Source organism: Corynebacterium sp. ES2794-CONJ1 (assembly GCF_025660615.1).
GTDB lineage: Bacteria > Actinomycetota > Actinomycetes > Mycobacteriales > Mycobacteriaceae > Corynebacterium.
Genome location: NZ_JAOTIM010000004.1, coordinates 1 through 17,854, shown reverse-complemented (window position 1 = coordinate 17,854; position 17,854 = coordinate 1). Strand labels below are relative to the sequence as shown.

The 17,854-nt window shown below is 53.5% G+C and carries 15 protein-coding genes and 5 tRNA genes; 12 read left to right on the top strand and 8 right to left on the bottom strand.

Going from position 1 to position 17,854, the window contains the following annotated elements; translation table 11 throughout:
- Window positions 1-103: 103 nt before the first annotated feature.
- Complete coding sequence (ygfZ, locus tag N7326_RS05845; protein WP_259078960.1) at window positions 104-1,117, bottom strand: CAF17-like 4Fe-4S cluster assembly/insertion protein YgfZ; 1,014 nt, start codon at window positions 1,115-1,117, stop codon at window positions 104-106.
- Window positions 1,118-1,149: 32 nt separating this feature from the next.
- Between ygfZ and N7326_RS05840 the strand changes: the two genes are divergently transcribed.
- Window positions 1,150-2,019, top strand: a complete 870-nt coding sequence (locus N7326_RS05840) for an aminodeoxychorismate lyase (protein WP_263088310.1) — start codon at window positions 1,150-1,152, stop codon at window positions 2,017-2,019.
- On the opposite strand, the gene N7326_RS05835 is transcribed toward N7326_RS05840, so the two are convergent.
- Window positions 2,016-2,657 (bottom strand): FABP family protein, encoded by a 642-nt coding sequence (locus tag N7326_RS05835; RefSeq protein ID WP_259158389.1) that lies wholly within the window; start codon window positions 2,655-2,657, stop codon window positions 2,016-2,018. The genes N7326_RS05840 and N7326_RS05835 overlap by 4 nt on opposite strands.
- 47 nt (window positions 2,658-2,704) lie before the next feature.
- Between N7326_RS05835 and N7326_RS05830 the strand changes: the two genes are divergently transcribed.
- Complete coding sequence (locus N7326_RS05830; RefSeq protein WP_259158507.1) at window positions 2,705-3,748, top strand: diacylglycerol/lipid kinase family protein; 1,044 nt, start codon at window positions 2,705-2,707, stop codon at window positions 3,746-3,748.
- Here N7326_RS05830 and N7326_RS05825 read toward each other — a convergent pair.
- Entirely contained in the window at window positions 3,716-4,480 is a 765-nt protein-coding gene (locus tag N7326_RS05825) for a DUF2993 domain-containing protein (RefSeq protein ID WP_263088309.1), read from the bottom strand. The genes N7326_RS05830 and N7326_RS05825 overlap by 33 nt on opposite strands.
- 19 nt (window positions 4,481-4,499) lie before the next feature.
- On the opposite strand from N7326_RS05825, the gene mshD reads away from it, so the two are divergent.
- Window positions 4,500-5,396 (top strand): mycothiol synthase, encoded by an 897-nt coding sequence (mshD, locus tag N7326_RS05820; RefSeq protein ID WP_263088308.1) that lies wholly within the window; start codon window positions 4,500-4,502, stop codon window positions 5,394-5,396.
- On the opposite strand, the gene dusB is transcribed toward mshD, so the two are convergent.
- A complete protein-coding gene (gene dusB / locus N7326_RS05815) occupies window positions 5,393-6,532 on the bottom strand; it encodes a tRNA dihydrouridine synthase DusB (protein ID WP_263088307.1) in 1,140 nt (379 codons plus the stop codon). The two genes, mshD and dusB, sit on opposite strands and share 4 nt — an antisense overlap.
- 207 nt (window positions 6,533-6,739) lie before the next feature.
- Here dusB and N7326_RS05810 point away from each other — a divergent pair, with 207 nt between their 5' ends.
- Window positions 6,740-8,254, top strand: a complete 1,515-nt coding sequence (locus N7326_RS05810; RefSeq protein WP_259158382.1) for an acetyl-CoA hydrolase/transferase family protein — start codon at window positions 6,740-6,742, stop codon at window positions 8,252-8,254.
- A gap of 124 nt (window positions 8,255-8,378) precedes the next feature.
- Window positions 8,379-8,451 (top strand) — tRNA-Lys (locus N7326_RS05805).
- 261 nt (window positions 8,452-8,712) lie between these two features.
- Here N7326_RS05805 and N7326_RS05800 read toward each other — a convergent pair.
- A complete protein-coding gene (locus N7326_RS05800) occupies window positions 8,713-10,749 on the bottom strand; it encodes a Rib/alpha-like domain-containing protein (RefSeq protein WP_259158381.1) in 2,037 nt (678 codons plus the stop codon).
- 608 nt (window positions 10,750-11,357) lie between these two features.
- On the opposite strand from N7326_RS05800, the gene N7326_RS05795 reads away from it, so the two are divergent.
- From N7326_RS05795 to N7326_RS05775, 5 genes are all read left to right on the top strand, one after another.
- A tRNA-Glu gene (locus tag N7326_RS05795) sits at window positions 11,358-11,433 on the top strand.
- A 32-nt stretch (window positions 11,434-11,465) separates the two neighbouring features.
- Window positions 11,466-11,539, top strand: a tRNA-Asp gene (locus N7326_RS05790).
- 331 nt (window positions 11,540-11,870) lie between these two features.
- Window positions 11,871-11,944: transfer RNA gene (locus tag N7326_RS05785), tRNA-Asp, on the top strand.
- Window positions 11,945-11,966: 22 nt separating this feature from the next.
- Window positions 11,967-12,042, top strand: a tRNA-Phe gene (locus N7326_RS05780).
- Window positions 12,043-12,095: 53 nt separating this feature from the next.
- On the top strand, window positions 12,096-12,389 hold the full coding sequence (locus N7326_RS05775) for a GNAT family N-acetyltransferase (RefSeq protein WP_259078971.1): 294 nt from the start codon (window positions 12,096-12,098) through the stop codon (window positions 12,387-12,389).
- Window positions 12,390-12,427: 38 nt separating this feature from the next.
- On the opposite strand, the gene epsC is transcribed toward N7326_RS05775, so the two are convergent.
- A complete protein-coding gene (epsC, locus tag N7326_RS05770) occupies window positions 12,428-13,018 on the bottom strand; it encodes a serine O-acetyltransferase EpsC (RefSeq protein WP_259078972.1) in 591 nt (196 codons plus the stop codon).
- Window positions 13,019-13,104: 86 nt separating this feature from the next.
- Complete coding sequence (cysK, locus tag N7326_RS05765; RefSeq protein ID WP_259158378.1) at window positions 13,105-14,040, bottom strand: cysteine synthase A; 936 nt, start codon at window positions 14,038-14,040, stop codon at window positions 13,105-13,107.
- A gap of 908 nt (window positions 14,041-14,948) precedes the next feature.
- Here cysK and ramA point away from each other — a divergent pair.
- On the top strand, window positions 14,949-15,788 hold the full coding sequence (ramA, locus tag N7326_RS05760) for an acetate metabolism transcriptional regulator RamA (RefSeq protein ID WP_259078983.1): 840 nt from the start codon (window positions 14,949-14,951) through the stop codon (window positions 15,786-15,788).
- Window positions 15,789-15,839: 51 nt separating this feature from the next.
- On the opposite strand, the gene N7326_RS05755 is transcribed toward ramA, so the two are convergent.
- A complete protein-coding gene (locus tag N7326_RS05755; protein WP_259158377.1) occupies window positions 15,840-16,421 on the bottom strand; it encodes a cob(I)yrinic acid a,c-diamide adenosyltransferase in 582 nt (193 codons plus the stop codon).
- Between the two features lie 39 nt (window positions 16,422-16,460).
- Between N7326_RS05755 and murA the strand changes: the two genes are divergently transcribed.
- Window positions 16,461-17,717, top strand: coding sequence for a UDP-N-acetylglucosamine 1-carboxyvinyltransferase (gene murA / locus N7326_RS05750; protein ID WP_259289477.1), 1,257 nt, complete (start codon window positions 16,461-16,463; stop codon window positions 17,715-17,717).
- Window positions 17,718-17,854 lie beyond the last annotated feature (137 nt).

The following is a 17,854-nucleotide window of genomic DNA, read 5'->3' as shown; positions in this document are numbered from 1 at the left end:
TCCCCGGGGTGGGGAGAGCTCCATTGGCTTTAAAAAAACGTGTGTCCTATTCACATAGAATAGCCTTTTTATCGCGCTTTGTCCCGCTAAGCCCCCGACCTGCTTAAAAAGGGTTGCGTAAGCGCTCGATTGCGCGCCTGCCCGCCTGGTCGTTATTTTCTGGCGGAATGCTATCTGGATCAACTGACAATGCGCACTCGCCAGCCTTGAGGGGACCATCTAAAGCCGAACGCTTGATCGCAGCTAAAGCAATGGGACCATAGTCGCAATCGTGCACAACAGTACCGATTCGGCCCACCGTGCGCCTGCTGCCTGCAATATCCATACCTGGGGCGGGTAGCTCGGGTGCCGAACCATCGAGGTGAACCATGACAATGACTCGAGGGCTTCGGCCTAGATTCTCCACCCGAGCGACAGTTTCCTGCCCTCGATAGCAGCCTTTGTTGAGGTGAACGGCATATTCAATGAGGTGAGGAGACTCATGGGGAATGGATGTTGCATCGAGGTCCTGGGCGACGTCGGGCATGACGTGGCGCACCCGCCACGCCTCATAGGCCATGAGTCCAACAGGCTGGTAGCCCCGGCCACGCAGCTCCTCGTCGACCACGTCGCGGTAAAGGGCGGAGTCGATAAGCACATCGGTGCGCCCGAATGGTCCTTGGCGGTGCGGATGCGCGCCAGCATAACCGCCGAAGACGGAAAGTACTTTCTTGTCACTCATGGTGACCTCTACCTGAGACCAAAAGATCATGGAGTGTAAATAGTCGTAGAGCTGTTCGGCGAGCGCGGAATCGAGGTAGAAAACACCCCCGTGATAGAGCACATCCATCTGGTTGATAATGCGGCCCTGGGCGGAAAGATCGAGCGCACTAAGGTAGGTATCGGGGGTGGGGTTGAGAAATTCTTGGGATAATAAATTATTGAGAAATTCATTCGCATCAGGCCCCGCAACTTCTACGACCCCGCGCTGCCAGCGATCGACGAAGGCTTGAGATTCCAAATAGCGCTGCTCAGACAGCGGATCTCCGTAATGCCAGGCAACGTGCGCCCAGCTTGGATGGGCATCGGGCAACTCTTGGGCGCCAGGGAGGGAAAGTAGAGGGGAAGAAAGACTCATATAAACCCATGGTAGCGATTAAAGTGACATTCATGGCAACAATTCCCGCTCCATTGATGCTCGCGATCGAACCCTTCGGAGGTTCGATCCGCAACCATAATATCAATCTCCCCTTTATTTACGCCGATGATGCCGCCGTCACCCGCGGCGATGGCATCTTTGAAACAGTGCTGCTGCGTAAAGGAAAACCGCGCAATTTCGATCGGCATTTTAGCCGCTTCACCCGCTCGGCAGAACTCCTTGACTTGCCCCATCCGATTGAAAAAGATTGGCGTCGAGCAACCGAAGAGGCCGCCGAATTATGGGGCACGGAGGTCGAAGGCACTATTACTTGGACCCTCAGCCGGGGGCGCGCGAGCACGGGGATCCCGAGTGCATGGCTGACCGTCAACCCAGTTTCTGAGCAGGTCATTATGCAGCGCGAGCAGGGTGTGGCAGTGCTGACCACTCCGCGAGGTTTTGTGATCACCAATCCTGAGAATGCCCCGTGGCTAGCCGGTGGAGCAAAAACACTCAGTTATGCCGCAACTATGGCGGCGCTACGGTGGGCTAGGGCTCATGGCTACGACGATGTGCTGTATACAGATGGGGATATCGTGCTGGAGGGTGCCACGAGCAATCTAATAACAGTGCGCGGAAATAAGATTCGCACCCCAAGCTCTAACCCCAATGTTCTGCCTGGCACTACCCAACAGGCGCTTTTTGAATACGCGACAGAAAAAGGGTGGCGCTGCGGGGAGCGCGAGATCACCCTCGACGATCTCTATAAGGCTGATAGCGTGTGGCTCATCAGTTCAGTCCGCCGCGGAGCGCGCATTCGCTCGCTCAACGGTGATGAGCTTGTAGCCCCCGACAACGAGGCCGAGGTGCGCAAACTCATCGAGAAGGCCACGCGGCGTTAGCCGATGACGCGGGCTAGTTCCGCGGACATACGAGGGGTGAGCTCACCATTGACATGGCGCTCATCTACCCAACCCAGATTGTTATTGGGCATAAGTCCATAGAGGCGTTTTCCAGGCCCCATTTTTCCCGGCCCCGTGGCGGTTACCATCGTGGAAGCGGATTCGATCTGCCAGGCTCGCTCATTGAGGGGCTCACCATAGAATATCTCCACGGCGCCGAGACTATGAGTGAGAATTACTTCAATTTCGTCTTGAAGATTAATGCGCCAAAATCCAGATTCACGAGCGAAAATCCCCAAAGATTCGCCCATGTCATCGGTTTTCCACATCTTAGATTCAACCCCGAGATAATTCTCGCCATCATGGGAGAAGACGAGCTGCTGGCCGAATTCAAAATGAGTTCCAGTCTCGTCGATGCCCTTCCCAGTGCCACGCCATACCCCGACCAGTGGCAGCAGTGCGAGCAATCCATCGTTAAGGCTGGGGCCTTCGCGGAGGTTGGCGGTATCGTCTGGGATAGGAAGATCCCCAAGTCCTGGAATATTGCGGTGGGCGCAATCTTTCCACTGCTCGGCGGCGCGATCGACCGCCTCGGATCCAGACAGAGACATAGATGCAGATTGATCTGGGTTATTCATAAGGCATTAGCCTACCAAATCGGGTGCTGAAGACTATTGTGGTGGTCATGAAGGCGCTGATCATTGTCAACCCTAATTCCACGACTCAAAACTCGGAAATATTTCGCCATATTATTCCTAAGTTACTCGCGGTTCCAGGACTCCAGCTTAAGGCGCGTTTCACTCACCACCCAGGACATGCCCGAGATATTTGCTCCGGCCTCACGCGGGAGGATGCCGACGTCGTCATTGGCGTCGGCGGCGACGGGACTGTCAACGAATTAGTCAACGGCCTCTTAGGCCCAGTTGGTAGTCAACGCCCTCCAGAGCAGCTACCAGCTGTCGCAATGATCCCCACTGGTTCTGCCAACGTCTTCGTCCGCGCCCTGGGATTCCCACCAGAATCGATCCAGGCTGCTGAGGTCTTAGCCGAATTACTCGCCCATGATCGCGCGGTAGCCTGTGAAAAACTCAATCTAGGGACCTGGAACGATCAATGGTTTGTAGTCAACGCTGGTTTCGGATTAGACGCTGATGTGATCGAGAAAATGGAGCGAGTGCGCAGGAGCGGATTCGCCGCCACCCCGCTGCGCTATCTACGCGCCGCCTTCCACGTGTGGAATACCACTCGCCGCTATCCTCCGAGTATCAAACTAAAAGCCAGCACCTTGGACGGGGCTATATACAGTGAACGGTTGCCCTTTGTGATGGCGTCCAATACACACCCATGGACTTATCTAGGCCCCCTCCCCGTGGTAACCAATCCGCGTACCTCTTTCGCGCTAGGAATTGGTCTTTTCGGAGCTCGTAGCCTCGATGGAGTAGTCGGTGTCTTTGCTGTGATGAGGATGCTCGGGATCGCGCTCCCAGGGGCAATAAAGCGCTGGATTAACAGCCGTATTTTTGTCACTGACAACGTTGATTCCGTAGATATTCACTGCGATGCCCCGCAAAGTTTTCAAGTTGATGGCGAATTTGCGGGCGAATACGATCACGTACACCTCGGCGTCGTCCCCAGCGCCCTCGATATCTACTCTCCACCGAAGAAAATTCCCGCTAGCCCCGAGTCGGCGGTGCGGTTAGTACTGCGCTTTTTCGATATTCGGGTATAAAGGCCCAACCTCAACGGGTACACTTCGCTGTGTGCATTCAAAAACGAGGGAGCCCCCAGAGTAGGCGACAGCATCCGCTTGCTGCGGTAAAGGTAACTCCCGGGTATCAAAAGACCATCTAAAGGGTGCGAGAAGCTCCGCATCCACCCCAGGAGGGGCGTCGATAAGGTGATGCGGAATCAGTTGAAAAACTCCATTATCCAAACGAATGTGCGCCAGCACCGCGTAGCGCTGGCCGATCTGCTCAGGCGTGCCACGTAACACCACTTCGGCACTGTCTCCGCCTCTCGGCGAAATATCGTAAGGATGCATGAGCTCCACATCGGGAATACCCAGCGCAGCTCCAATACTCACCGCATCCACGTTGATCCGAGTACGCACTTGCTTGGCCATACTTCCCGCAAGCTCACCCTGATTTAGGCGCTCAACGGTGGTGTTAACCCCAAGAAAATTCTGACTAATGCGCAGCAACCCCCACGGCGGATAATTAATATCATTAAAAGCGATATACATATCGGGGATATCTTCCCTGACATAGTTGCCCACGAAGGGAAAGCCGCCAACATAAACCTCCGTGCCGGCGGGAAGGTGTTCCGCTAGCCGCCGCTCAGTCCGTGCCGCCAACGCTGTGTCACCGGCCCATGCTAAAAGCACAGCTGCTACCACGCTGATGAGGAAAAGATAACGAGCACGCACCTCATCATCATGACAGAATGACACAGAGCGCGCCACACCAATTAAGGTAGGGTCTATGACCCACAACGAAAACCTCGTACACCGTGTCCATACAGAAGCCGATCACTCGGCGCTGAAAGACCTCATTGAAGAAGTCTATGCCCACGATCATATTGCCCCCATCTCAGAGGGGTATATGCGCATTCTTGAGGGTAAAGCGCCCGGTGACTTGGAAGAAATTCGGGTGGACGATCAGCGCGCCGGGCTAGTGATCACCGATGAGGAGGGGGTCGCCGAGTTTTTCGTCGCACCTGTCTTTCGCAACCGAGGTGTGGGGCAACAGATCGCTAGAGGTATACACGAAATGTGGGCTCATGGAGATCTAGCCCCCGCCCAGAAGATCGCAGCGCGACTTAATTTGAACAAAACCAGAGAGCTGCTGGTGATGGAAATCGATGGCGAAAATTTGGCTGGCGCGGTTTCCTTTAAGCTTGAGCACGGACTTCGCTTTGAGCATATGCAGCCCAATGATCCCCTCGGTGACTTAGAATTCCTACGCGTTAATAATGAGGCCTTTGACTGGCACCCCGAACAGGGTGGATGGGATCAGACCCGCCTCGATTCCGCGCGATCGGCGGCGTGGTTTCGGTACGAAGACGTATTGCTGCTCAAAAAGGGGAGCGAGCTCATCGGCTTCCACTGGCTCAAGCGCCACGGCAACCTCGATGAGGGTGCTCCGGGAGAAATTTATGTGGTAGGCCTCGCCACCGCTGGGCGCGGGCGTGGCCTCGGTGGGCCACTAGTCGCAGCGGGTCTGCAGCACCTCGTGTCCCAGGGAGCCCAACGAGTGATCCTTTATGTTGAAAGTGATAATGAGCCCGCGGTCCGGCGCTACCGGGAAATGGGCTTTGAGATTATCGAACGTCACGTAGTCTATCGCCAGACCGAGGGGAGGACTAAAGCCTTAACTTAACCGCCAGAGTGCATAATATCTGCGCCCTCGGGTACTGATTCGTCCTCGGGATCATCGAGCCAGCCTTCAGGGAGCACCACCTTCGCCGGTGATCCCTGGCGCCCCCGTGGCCCCTCCGAGTCGAGGGCTCGTGCAGGAGAATCCGCGAAGGGTTCGAGAGCGCTATGCAACTCCGCCAGCGTACTAATGCGCGACAGTTCTGCGCGAGCCTCGCCGCCCACCGGAAAGCCTCGGAAATACCAGCCCATATGTTTGCGCAGGTCACGGCACCCCTTTGTTTCTCCGTCGTGGGCTATGAGTAATTCTGCATGGCGGGTAATGATCTCGGTTACCTCGCCGAGAGTAGGGCTGAGTGGGATGGGCTTATTATTTAAAGCGGCCGATAATTCGGCGAAGAGCCAGGGGCGTCCGAGGCAGCCACGGCCCACCACCACGCCGTCACAGCCCGTTTGCTCCATCATGGCCTGCGCGTCATGAGCCTTAAAGATATCACCGTTACCTAAGACAGGAATTTCGGGAAGCGATTCTTTTAGTCTGGCGATCTCATCCCAGTGAGCATGGCCCGAATAGCGTTCCGCTGCTGTGCGGGCATGTAAAGCCACGGCTTGAGCGCCCTCAGAGTAGGCAATGCGTCCTGCGTCGATATGGGTGTGGTGCTCATCATCGATGCCGATCCGGAATTTCACCGTCACGGGAATATCGGTTCCTTCGACTCCTTTAACCGCAGCCGCGACGATATTACCAAAGAGTCGCCGCTTATAGGGGAGGGCAGATCCACCACCGCGCCTGGTCACTTTGGGGACCGGACAGCCGAAATTCATATCAATATGGTCGGCGAGGTTTTCATCGGCGATCATTCGTGCCGCACGGTAGGTGTCGTGTGGATCGGTGGTGTACAGCTGCATGGAGCGGGGGCTCTCATCGGGTCCGAAGGTGGTCATATGGAGCGTTTTTTCGTTACGCTCAACGAGTGCGCGTGCGGTGATCATCTCGCATATATACAGCCCAGCTACGGTTCCAGTGCGAGCTAGCTCCTGTTCGCGGCATAGGGTGCGAAAGGCTATATTGGTTACCCCCGCCATGGGTGCGAGGATAACGGGAGAATTGAGCGTAATGGATCCGATTGAGAGAGTCACAGCAGCTATCTTGTCATAAACGCTTCAGGCTTAACCACCGTTGGGGGTTGGGGGGCGGGTTTCGCGAATTGCTCTCCATTTAGGGGTAAAGTAGGACGGGTAACTGGCGTCACCTTTATTGAAAAATGTTGCATTTAGCGTGAAGGGGTGCCACCTATTTTATCCCCCGTGCTCATGATGGGTATGGGGGTACACAGGAGGATTGTAATGAACGAACGTATTGCTAATGCCAAGTTGGCTAGCAAGGTCATGACAGCTGATGAGGCTGCACAATTCGTGAACCACGGCGACCACGTGGGCATCTCCGGATTCACTGGTGCCGGCTACCCTAAGGCTCTCCCTGGTGCCATTGCCCGTCGCGCGAAAGAAGCCCACGAGCGCGGCGATGAATTCATGATTGATCTCTTCACGGGCGCATCCACCGCCGACGATTGCGACGGTGTTCTGGCCGAGGCCAATGCACTGCGATTCCGCACCCCTTACCAGTCCGATCCCATCTTGCGCAGCAAGATTAATGACGGCACTACCCTTTATGCAGACTATCATCTCTCCGAGTCTGGAATGTATGTTGAGCAGGGCTTCTTTGGGCCCATGGATGTGGCCATCGTCGAAGCCGTACGCATCACCGAGGAAGGACATATCGTCCCGTCCTCGTCGGTGGGTAATAATGTTGAATACCTCGATAATGCTGCCCGCATTATCATTGAGGTGAACTCCTGGCAGTCCCTCGAACTCGAGGGTATGGCCGATATCTACCGCATCAACAAATTGCCGAACCGCCAGCCTATCCCTATTACCGAGGCTGGTCAGCGCGTTGGTACCACCTATATCGATATCGACCTCGATAAGGTGGTCGCGGTTGTAGAGACTAACCACGCAGATCGCAATGCTCCGTTCAAGCCCATCGATGATCAATCGCGTCAGATTGCCGGCCACTTTTTGGACTTCCTCGAGGGCGAGGTAGCGGCTGGTCGACTCAGCTATGACGGCTATATCATGCAGTCGGGTGTGGGTAATGTGCCGAATGCCGTGATGGCAGGCCTGCTCGATTCCAAGTTTGAAAATATTCAGGCCTACACCGAGGTGATCCAGGACGGCATGGTCGATCTTATCGACGCCGGCAAGATGACGATCGCCTCCGCTACTTCCTTCTCGCTGTCGCCAGAATATGCGCACAAGATGAATGAGCAAGCGTCGAACTACGCGAAGAACCTCATCCTGCGCCCGCAGCAGATTTCCAACCACCCTGAAGTTGTGCGCCGTCTTGGCCTCATCGCCACCAATGGTTTAATCGAAGCCGATATCTACGGCAATGTTAACTCCACCAACGTGGCCGGATCTCGCATCATGAACGGTGTTGGCGGATCCGCAGACTTCACCCGCAATGCCTTTATTTCCTCCTTTATCACCCCATCGGATGCCAAGGGTGGGGCTATTTCGGCAATCGTGCCATTTGTTTCGCACGTGGACCACACCGAGCAAGATGTGAAGGTTCTCATCACCGAATATGGCTACGCTGATCTGAGAGGTCTAGCCCCAACCGAGCGGGCGCGCAAGGTTATTGCCATTGCGCACCCGGATTATCGTCCGCTGCTCGAGGAATACTACGAGCGTGCTCTACGCGTGGCTAAGGAGCGCAAGACCATGCAAACCCCGCATGATCTCAAGACTGCTCTATCCTTCCACGAGCGTTTCATTGAAACCGGCACTATGCGCAAATAATTCCTATAAGAACGCCCCTTCCCAATTGCGTGGGGAAGGGGCGTTCTTATAGCTTAAGCAGCGGTTTCTTTTAATTGAAGTGATGCGTTATAATATTCGAGTCGCTAGGGTTGCCTAGTGCTTTGGGCCTTTAGCTCAGCTGGTAGAGCTACGGACTTTTAATCCGCAGGTCCCGGGTTCGAGCCCCGGAGGGCCCACAAAATATCCAGCTACCATATGGTAGCTGGATATTTTATTTTCACGCTTGCGGCATTTTTTGGACAGTTCCAGTTACGTTGCGCGAATCCCTTCGACGGGCCATAGATCATCAGTATATGCGGAGCCCGAGTGGTGCGTCACGGTATCCATGATCGCCAATAACACTAGATCAAAACTAAAACTAAGTGCTCCACTCCGTAGAAGGAGAGGAGCACTTAGTTATGTTTCGTTCGAGCCAGGAACTCAGTAGTGGATAGTGTCTACTTTGCGAGACCAGGTTTTAGGATGCCTTTACCCTTGGGCGTACCAGGCTTCATGGGCTTTTCAGGAGCCGGGGCGGGTTCTGGCACCTGGAAGAGACTTTGGAAGAAATTGATGATCGCTGGAATATTGATAAGCAGAATGATCGCACTGATAATTCCGATCACGAGGCCCACGATTTCTCCGGTTGAGCTTCCGGTCGGATCCGTGGGAGGATCTACTGGGTCGTCGCCAATGACGGTGACGTTGATTACTTTCACTACGGAGGATCCGTCTTTGAACGTCACCTTTACAGTGCGGGTTACCTGGTCGGGCTTGCTGGTATCAGCTTCGCTGATAACTTCGACAGTCGCTCCATCGGGGACGTTTAGGAGGCCCTCAGCTGGATCGAATACGTGGCCGACATTTACAGTTAAGTCTTCGGTGTCAACATCCATGATAGGTATGATGTCGAGGGCCTTGACTCGCAAAGCAACTTTTGTATTTTGGCACACTGCGGTGGCATCGTCGCCTGATTGGATGAAGGTACTTGGCTCTGGAGTCACCGGATCGAAGATGTAGAACTCGTTCTCGAAGCCCGTAGGAGCAGTGTCAGGGATGGGAACCGGTGTGCCATCGGCTTTTTCGTCAGTTTCGGAAGAATTGAGAGTTTCTTCAACGATGGACCCTGCAATCATATTTTTCGTTGCTAGGACGGTCGGGCTCGTTTCAGACTCGTAGTACTCTACAGTCACTTTGGGGGCCCAGACGTGCTTCTTGCCATCAGTATTCTCGGTACTGACCTCATACCAGTAGGAGTCAGCCGAGCAGTTCATGCCTAAACCGTCGGTCGTGCTTCCTGTTGAGACGAACTCTGTGAGCTCCTGGCCTTTAGAATTTCTAGCTCTCAGGCCTGCAGGTAAACGATTATTTCCACCGTCGATGATGGTGTCTATAGCGTTGTTGATGTTGCCGGCGTTGTCAGAAGCATCACTGGAAAATCCTGGAACACTCACCAATGAGTCACCTGAAATGTTGAGGGATGAGTTACCTGACTTTTTATCATCCTCGCCGAAAGAGCCACCAATAACAGTGCTGTTCGAGATGTTATAGAGTGCATCTTGAAATTGGAAGTCTTGATAAGAGCGCTTGAGTCTGCCCTTAGGTAGCAAAGTGCTCTTCACTGAGCTATCTGTGATGTTGACAGTACTATTAGCTGTGTTTATAGATACGAAAGGTTTCGAAAATATCCAAAATCCTGCGGACTTAGCATTCTCAAGGGTGGTTAGCTCCACATCGGACCGCTCGAAATTTAGGGATACGTTGCAGTCGGTCGGCGAACTGCACCCATTATACACCGAAAGGTTGTAGTCTTTCGCTGTGTCAGAAACGAGCACAGAATCCCTGAAAGTGACAGGAACTGTGCTTTGAAGGGCTGCTCGCTCAGCGGAATCTGGGTTGGTGTGGGCCAGCGTGACATTGGAATCTTCGAAGTGAACAGAATTTCCGCTGAATGAGGTGAATATCATGGCGCCCTCTCTTGCAGCGGAACCTGGAGCAATGTCTAACGTGGTTCCTTGCATGACCAGGCTGCCTTGCATAAATTGCCCATCGACTCCATATCCGGATGTAGGGCCGATATTAATACTGGAGTCGTCCCTGCCGTCCCCGACAAACGTGACGATGTCTCCTGGCGAGTTTTTGATTTGAATTCCGTAGCCGGATCCTGAAGATAAGTTGACCACGCCGTTGTTGGTGAAAGTAGAGCTTTTTTGGAAGGTGAGTCCTGTACCCGATGCGAGATTGAAGTTCAGAGTGACTCCATCCTCGACCTCAAGATCGACCGCGCGGTTAATTACGATGCCCTGGGTGAAGTTGGCATCCTCAACGAACTTAACAAGATCGTAATCGGGGTTGCCAATAGCGGCTTGTATGTCAGCTACCGTGCTTTGGGCGGTTACCTCAAATGTTTGGCCCGTAGCTGCGGCTACAGGAATGTTCGCCATCACGAGGCTAGTGCCGACCAGCAGCGACACTAGTTTAGTTCGTTTACTCATGACAGTTACCTTAACCGTTAAGAGGTCGATGCGCAGAGTTTGAAGAATCTTTGTCGCCTTAATTAGGCATTTTGGGGGGTAAAAGTTTGACTGCGCGCAACGCGGAATCGGGATGGTGACGGAAAGTTGCGCTAGTGAGAGATGGGGATCGGGCGGTTCCGCCTATATCCTGGGGGAATTGTATGACACGACTAATGTGGAGTTGTAAGGGCTACTCTGAGATCCAACGAGATCCACGTGTGGCCGCATACGTAACGATATGGAATCCAAGACCTCAAGACAAGTATCTCGACGAGCTATCCGAACCCGCCGATGTGGAGGGAGCAATCCAGGTTGTAGAGGAAGGGTTTGTGGCGCGTGAAAATCGTAGTCTTCCGATTTAAGTGCTATGAGAAGAGGTGGGTGAGTGGTAGTAGGGCTTCCCAGTTTGGGCTGCGATCATTGTGTTGCTCTTGTCGGCAGGGGTAGTTTGAGTGAGATCAACGCCAGGCAAGCAACGCGATAAAACGCTATCTGGCGTGCGAGTTTGCACTGCCGTAACAATATCGTTTAAGCTGTTGGAGCTGGCAACAGCGAATCGGCTTTATGTCGAATCAGTTTCTAGCTATGCTCCCATCGTCTAGGGGCCTAGGACACCGCCCTTTCACGGCGGCGACACGGGTTCGAATCCCGTTGGGAGTACCAGAGCATATTTTATCAACCTAGGATTGCTCTACGGCCCTGTGGCGCAGTTGGTTAGCGCGCCGCCCTGTCACGGCGGAGGTCGCGGGTTCGAGTCCCGTCAGGGTCGCAGGATAAAAAAGAGAACACTCATTGAGTGTTCTCTTTTTTGTGCTCGGTTGCCCTCAGATTGAAGGTCTCATAAGCCCTTGAAGTTCAATGCCAGCGATGGACGAGCCGCTATTGGCATTAAGGAACGTAGAACCTTATTAGCTGGAGCACTGGAATTCCGAAACCATGATCTTGCTTTGGTGCTAGCCTAGGAAGCGCAGGATGGTTAAGGCTGTATTGCTGAAAAAAAGGGTTGTGTAGTGCTGATTTGTTGCTTATCAAAGACCCCTGTAAAGTACTTAGACGTTGCACAGACAGTCTCCACGCTGTTTGGGCAACGTCATATATTTGGCCCTGTGGCGCAGTTGGTTAGCGCGCCGCCCTGTCACGGCGGAGGTCGCGGGTTCGAGTCCCGTCAGGGTCGCTCTCATAGAAATATGAGGAGTGGCGCGGTAGCTCAGTCGGTAGAGCGTCCGCCTGAAAAGTGGAAGGTCACCAGTTCGATCCTGGTCCGTGCCACCATGAGATCCCCGAGTGCAAAAGCGCTCGGGGATCATTTTGGTTAGGATAGGCGTATGACTAATAATACAAACCTCACCGTTGTTCACGACTCTCAGAATTCTTCGTATCACCTCATGGAGGGCACGACGCTCATCGGTCTGGCTGATTACCGGCAGATCGCCGAGCGGAGAAATTTCCACCATACGGAGATTTTCCCTGACTTCCAAGGGCGCGGTCTGTCTCAGGTGCTGATCAAGGGTGCACTGGATGATTCGATCGCCCAAGGTTTCACCATTAGGCCGAGCTGCTCTGCGGTTGCCCATTTTGTTTCCAAGAATCGGGAAACCTACGCTGATCACGTGAATTAGTGACAATGGTCGTTCGGCTACGAGCTGAACGACCACCTTTAAATCACAAAATTGCCGCCTTTAACATAAGTGTCTGGGTCGACGAGTTTTATGCACTCCTCATCGCGACGAGCCCGTGCTACCGCTGGGATTCCCACGGCAATATGCTTAGCTGGCACGTCCTTAGTTACCACCGCGTTGGCGCCAATCGCCGAACCTTCTCCGATCGTGATAGGTCCGAGAACCTTCGCCCCAGCGCCGATCGTGACATTATCTTCGATTGTGGGATGGCGTTTGGTCTGAGTGAGTACCTGCCCTCCGAGAGTTACGCCGTGATAGAGCATGACGCCCTCTCCGATTTCTGTGGTTTCACCGATTACGACACCCATGCCGTGATCGATGAAAAATCGACGGCCGATAGTCGCTCCTGGATGAATCTCGACCCCGGTTGCGAACCGGGTTAGCTGCGCCAAGACGCGAGCAGGACCCTTGATGTCTCGCACCCACAGCCAGTGCGCAATCCGATGCGACCAGATGGCGTGGAGTCCCGAATAAACTAGGGCGTTTTCGATATCGCCTCGGGTTGCCGGATCATGTTCGCGCGCATTGCGAAGATCCTCTCGAACCCGGGATATGAGCGTAATTAGCATAGTAAATAAGAGCCTAGCAGTGCCCGCGATAAGATGATATAAAAAGCCCCACGTGTAGACCGTGGGGCGGGGGCGACGGATCGTTATTAGTCGCGGATATCGTCGTAGAGGACGGTGGAGACATAACGCTCACCGAAGTCGCATATAATAGTCACAATGGTCTTGTCGCGATTTTCCTCGCGCGCGGCTAGTTCGAGGGCGGCTTTCACGTTTGCGCCTGCGGAGATTCCGCCGAGTATTCCTTCCTTAGCACTGAGCTCGCGGGAGGCGGCGATAGCGTCTTCATTGCTGACTGTTAGGACGTCATCGTAGATTTTCTGATTGAGAATCTCCGGGATGAAGTTGGCGCCCAATCCCTGAATTTTGTGGGGGCCGGCTTTACCAGTAGACAGCAGGGGCGAAGCAGCAGGTTCGACCGCGTATATTTGAATGTCCGGCTTATGCTTGCGCAGAGTTTCGCCCGCGCCTGTAACGGTACCGCCAGTACCGACGCCGGCCACAAAAATATCGACGTTGCCATCGGTGTCGCGCCAAATCTCCTCGCCAGTAGTGCGGCGGTGAACCTCAGGGTTGGCGGCGTTGGCGAACTGGCGGGCTAGTATCGTCCCCTCACGTTCCTTAACGATTTCGTTGGCCTTATCTACCGCCCCTTGCATGCCAGCAGCACCAGGAGTGAGGATGATCTCGGCGCCGTAGGCGCGAAGGAGAACGCGGCGTTCGTTAGACATTGTTTCTGGCATTGTGAGCACGACATTATAGCCGCGAGCCGCGCCAACCATGGCGAGTGCTATACCAGTATTACCCGACGTTGCCTCAACGATTGTGCCCCCTGGCTTCAGGGCACCGTCTTTTTCCGCAGCGTCGATAATAGCCTTGCCGATTCGATCCTTAACAGAATGTGCAGGCCCGAAAAATTCGAGCTTGACGAGGACGTTACCTGGCAGATCTTTATCCAATCGGTTTAGTCGTACAAGTGGTGTGTCACCGATGGTGTCGAGAATTGAGTTCAGAATTTTAGCCATTGCGTGCTAGTCCTTAAATTTCGGTTGTACTGTTATCTAAATTTTTAAAAGAACGACGTCTTCATAGGGCTCCACTATAGCAAATCAATAGACCGCTGTGTCTACCGTATACTTTCGATCATCTAGTAAATTAGACAGCTACCAGTGTAGAGATTAATTCATTGAACGCGATTGTCAACGCTGATATTGCTGATTCATGCCAGGAGAAGGTTGTGGCGGTAGTTATTGCATTCGATAAATACGCTTAGTTTAGACAGTTATGAAATCTGCTAAGGCATTTATTTTCATTGGGAGAATGTGCAAATTATCTCAATAATCAGAACTGCTATCGTTAAATAAAAGTAAAAATGTCCGTTTTTTAGGAGAAACTTAAACAAAATCTACCCCCGTTCCCTTCCGACTGTTATCAAGGGAATTGACGCGGCAAAGAGGGCATAGTGAGTTCTGGGCGGGGGTGGGTAAATCTGGATTAAATTCTCAGTTCTCAGCCATTTTGCTCGTGAGTGTCAAGTAATACAGCCGAATATATGACAAAAACTAATGATATTTAGGCTTAAAGAAAACTTAGAAAAAGGCACCCATTAAGGGGCGAATGGACACAGTTAGGCGGCAATCTCTACCCCCATTTTGTGAATTTTCTCCGCGCATCGGAAAATTTCGGACATGCGGGTGCCTTTACCTCACCCCCACCACATTGGTATAATTTCGCTGGACTTCTTTCCAGTCTTCGAAGAAAAGCGGCTCTAACCCGCGCGCTGCGGGGGTGGTTGGATGTCCATATCTATGGCCGATCCCGGCGGTACAGTGAGCGGTTCGTTTTTACCCCCGACCGCTTGGGCGTTCGAGAACGGTTAATAGATCAGCTAAGGAAAAATTCCTTATCTCTCAAGAAAGACCGGAGGTTAGCAGTGGATACCCAGCGACTGAAAGACGATGAAGATGCCGTTCGTTCGGCACTTGCCTCGCTGAAGACTGCAACTGGCATTCCCGTTACAATGTTTGCGGCGCTTACGCCGGACAATCGACTTCAAATCACTCAGTGGGTTGGTCTGCGAACGCCTGCGCTTCAGAATCTCGTCATTGAGCCTGGTGTTGGAGTGGGCGGTCGGGTCTTGACCACAAAGCGTCCGGTTGGAGTTTCGGACTACACGCGTGCGACGGTCATTTCCCACGAGCTTGATGCCCTTATCTACGACGAAGGCCTGCATTCTGTGGTGGCAGTACCAGTCATTGTTAACCGTGAGGTACGCGGCGTGCTCTATGTCGGTGTGCATTCACCGGTGCGACTGGGCGATAAGGTCATCGAAGAGGTGACAATGACAGCTCGCTGCCTCGAGCAAGAATTTGCTATTAATACATCCTCAAGGCGCGCTGAGGGATTGCGTGGAGGCGCTACCAAGGGACGCATGATGAATGGTGCGGAGTGGGAGCAAATCCGTGCGACCCATTCGAAATTACGAATGCTCGCTAACCGTCTAGACGATGAGACTCTACGGGCCGAATTAGAGGAATTATGCGATCAAATGGTTGCTCCCGTGCGAGTGAAGCAAACGACGAAACTGTCTGCGCGTGAAATAGACGTACTCTCGTGCGTGGCCTTAGGGCATACAAATGTTGAGGCCGCTGAGGAAATGGGTATTGGTGCCGAAACGGTCAAGAGCTATCTGCGTTCTGTTATGCGCAAACTCGGTGCACACACCCGCTATGAGGCCGTCAACGCGGCTCGGCGCATCGGTGCTCTACCTTAAAGCAAGACACAATGAAGCCACCCCGAAAAGGATTTGGGGTGGCATTTTTTGTTATGCGCCCTCGCGCTTGCCGCCAGGGACCCACTTCACGTCGCCGTCGGGATTGGCCAATCGGCACAAGATGAACAGCAAATCTGAGAGCCTATTGAGGTATTTCGCGGGCATGACGGATGTGGTGTCAGGATAGGCCTCCACCGCCTCCCATGCAGAGCGCTCAGCTCGTCGGCATACAGTTCGTGCGATATGCATAAGTGCTGCCTGCTGAGTTCCTCCCGGCAGAATAAAAGAATCTAAGGGTGCAAGCAATTCGTTGAAGTGATCGCAATCAGCCTCTAAACGGCTGATATAGTCGGGCGTTATTCGCAAAGGCTCGTAGCCTAAATCCTCCTTTATAGGTGTAGCCAGATCAGCGCCAGCGTCGAAAAGCTCATTCTGAATACGTCTGACTATGTCCAGAATCTTCTCGTCGAGGGAGGCGAGCGCCACCACATGACCTAGGTGTGCGTTGAGTTCGTCGCACTCGGCATAGGCCACCAATCGCGGATCATTTTTTGGTACCCGCGAGAAGTCTGACAGACCAGTCGTACCGTCATCGCCGGTGCGGGTATATATTTTTGTCAAGTGAACAGCCATATCTCCACAGTACCCGCAAATTAAGTATGCTTAGGCCTTGTGAGCGATCGATTTTTGGTAAAAGGTGGCGCAACTCTCCGTGGATCAGTGAGCGTCAGCGGTGCGAAGAACAGCGTACTCAAACTTATGGCGGCAGCATTGCTCGCTGAGGGGACCACCGTGCTTAGAAATTGCCCTGAAATCCTCGATGTTCCCCTCATGGGCGAGGTTCTCGAGGGGCTGGGCTGCACCCTCAGTATTGACGGCTCCACGGTGAGTATCACTACTCCCGCTACACTGTCGTCCGAGGCCGACTTCGACGCGGTGCGACATTTTCGCGCGTCAGTATGCGTCCTGGGTCCTCTCACCGCCAGGTGTGGTCGCGCCGTAGTGGCACTACCTGGAGGGGATGCCATTGGATCGCGACCTCTGGATATGCATCAGTCTGGGCTGGAAAAGATGGGCGCACGAACCTTTATCAAACACGGTGCTGTAGTCGCCGAAGCTGGTGGTCTGCACGGAGCTGATATCCGCCTGGATTTCCCCTCCGTGGGTGCGACTGAAAATATCCTGACTGCGGCCGTCTTAGCCAAAGGCACGACGATATTGCATAACGCTGCCCGCGAGCCCGAAATTGTCGACTTATGCCGCATGTTAAGTGAAATGGGTGCGGATATTACCGGAGAAGGTACCTCAACCATCACCATTACTGGGGTCGAGCGGCTGCAGCCTGCTGACCATATCGTTATTGGCGACCGCATAGTGGCAGGAACCTGGGCGTACGCAGCAGCCATGACTCAAGGCGATATCACTGTAGAAGGCATTGATCCCAAAAATCTTCACCTTGCCTTGGAAAAGTTGAAAGGTGCGGGAGCTGTGGTCGAATCCTATGAACACGGCTTTAGAGTGACCATGAACCGCCGACCCAGCGCAGTTGATTATCAGACTCTCCCTTTTCCTGGGTTCCCCACCGACCTTCAGCCCATGGCAATTGGTTTATCTACCGTCGCTGATGGAACGAGCGTCATTACCGAGAATATCTTCGAATCGCGTTTCCGTTTTGTCGACGAATTACTGCGCCTGGGTGCAGATGCCACAGTAGATGGCCACCATGTGGTTCTGCGCGGAGTAAAGCAACTAAGTTCAACGACTGTGTGGTCTTCGGATATCCGTGCTGGCGCTGGCCTTGTCCTAGCTGCGTTGTGTGCCGAGGGAACGACGGAGGTTCGCGACGTGCACCATATTGATCGTGGTTACCCTCAGTTTGTAGAGAACCTCCAAAGGTTGGGAGCTGAAATACAACGCGTAGGTAACTAGCATTTACCCGTTGTGTGCTGGGGATTTGTGTGTTTGGTGTGGGGTGTGTAGTTTTATGTGGGTCGTTGCGGCCAGGGTTGGTCGTGGTGGTGCATGAGCTTGGTGCGATTTGACGCTGTGTGGTGTTAGGTTGTATG